The organism is Bacillus sp. VT 712, assembly GCF_001614195.1.
In the GTDB taxonomy this organism is placed as follows: domain Bacteria; phylum Bacillota; class Bacilli; order Bacillales; family Bacillaceae_H; genus Priestia; species Priestia flexa.
The window spans coordinates 1-1,544 of record NZ_LWBK01000089.1; the positions used below are offsets into that span (position 1 = coordinate 1).

The window sequence follows — 1,544 nt, forward strand, 5'->3', positions numbered from 1 at the left end:
GGGAGCAAACAGGATTAGATACCCTGGTAGTCCACGCCGTAAACGATGAGTGCTAAGTGTTAGAGGGTTTCCGCCCTTTAGTGCTGCAGCTAACGCATTAAGCACTCCGCCTGGGGAGTACGGTCGCAAGACTGAAACTCAAAGGAATTGACGGGGGCCCGCACAAGCGGTGGAGCATGTGGTTTAATTCGAAGCAACGCGAAGAACCTTACCAGGTCTTGACATCCTCTGACAACTCTAGAGATAGAGCGTTCCCCTTCGGGGGACAGAGTGACAGGTGGTGCATGGTTGTCGTCAGCTCGTGTCGTGAGATGTTGGGTTAAGTCCCGCAACGAGCGCAACCCTTGATCTTAGTTGCCAGCATTTAGTTGGGCACTCTAAGGTGACTGCCGGTGACAAACCGGAGGAAGGTGGGGATGACGTCAAATCATCATGCCCCTTATGACCTGGGCTACACACGTGCTACAATGGATGGTACAAAGGGCTGCAAGACCGCGAGGTCAAGCCAATCCCATAAAACCATTCTCAGTTCGGATTGTAGGCTGCAACTCGCCTACATGAAGCTGGAATCGCTAGTAATCGCGGATCAGCATGCCGCGGTGAATACGTTCCCGGGCCTTGTACACACCGCCCGTCACACCACGAGAGTTTGTAACACCCGAAGTCGGTGGGGTAACCTTTATGGAGCCAGCCGCCTAAGGTGGGACAGATGATTGGGGTGAAGTCGTAACAAGGTAGCCGTATCGGAAGGTGCGGCTGGATCACCTCCTTTCTAAGGATTTTTACATGAAAAGCGAAGGCGATTGTTTAGTCATGAAAAGCGTTGGAGCTTTTGACAGGGAAACCGTTATTTGGTTTCATTGACAAAAGTGAAACGATCGAATGACTAGGAGCCGTAGCTAGACAAGACGTGCGTTTTGAAGCTTTGTTCAGTTTTGAGAGTTCAATCTCTCATTTAATAGAAAGTACATCACTTTCTTCTTATTAGATAAGAAGAATTTTGAGTGCGATTGTTCTTTGAAAACTAGATAACAGTAATAGCTGAGGAAAAGTGAAACTTTTCTTTAATCAAACCAATAAATAACGCAACGCAAGTTGCACCATTTATTCGCTAATGGTTAAGTTAGAAAGGGCGCACGGTGAATGCCTTGGCACTAGGAGCCGATGAAGGACGGGACTAACACCGATATGCTTCGGGGAGCTGTAAGTAAGCTTTAATCCGGAGATTTCCGAATGGGGAAACCCACTGTTCGTAATGGAGCAGTATCTTTATCTGAATATATAGGATATTGAAGGCAGACCCGGGGAACTGAAACATCTAAGTACCCGGAGGAAGAGAAAGCAAATGCGATTTCCTGAGTAGCGGCGAGCGAAACGGAATTAGCCCAAACCAAGAGGCTTGCCTCTTGGGGTTGTAGGACACTCTACACGGAGTTACAAAGGAACGAGGTAAATGAAGAGGTCTGGAAAGGCCCGTCAAAGAAGGTAACAACCCTGTAGTTGAAACTTCGTTCCCTCTTGAGTGGATCCTGAGTACGGCGGAA

2 rRNA genes are annotated in these 1,544 nt (G+C 48.3%); both read left to right on the plus strand.

The features are described 5' to 3' along the window. A 16S ribosomal RNA gene (locus tag A2U94_RS20075) occupies window positions 1–772 on the plus strand; the annotation flags it as partial. Window positions 773–1,116: 344 nt separating this feature from the next. Beyond that, window positions 1,117–1,544: ribosomal RNA gene (locus A2U94_RS20080) — 23S ribosomal RNA — on the plus strand; the annotation flags it as partial.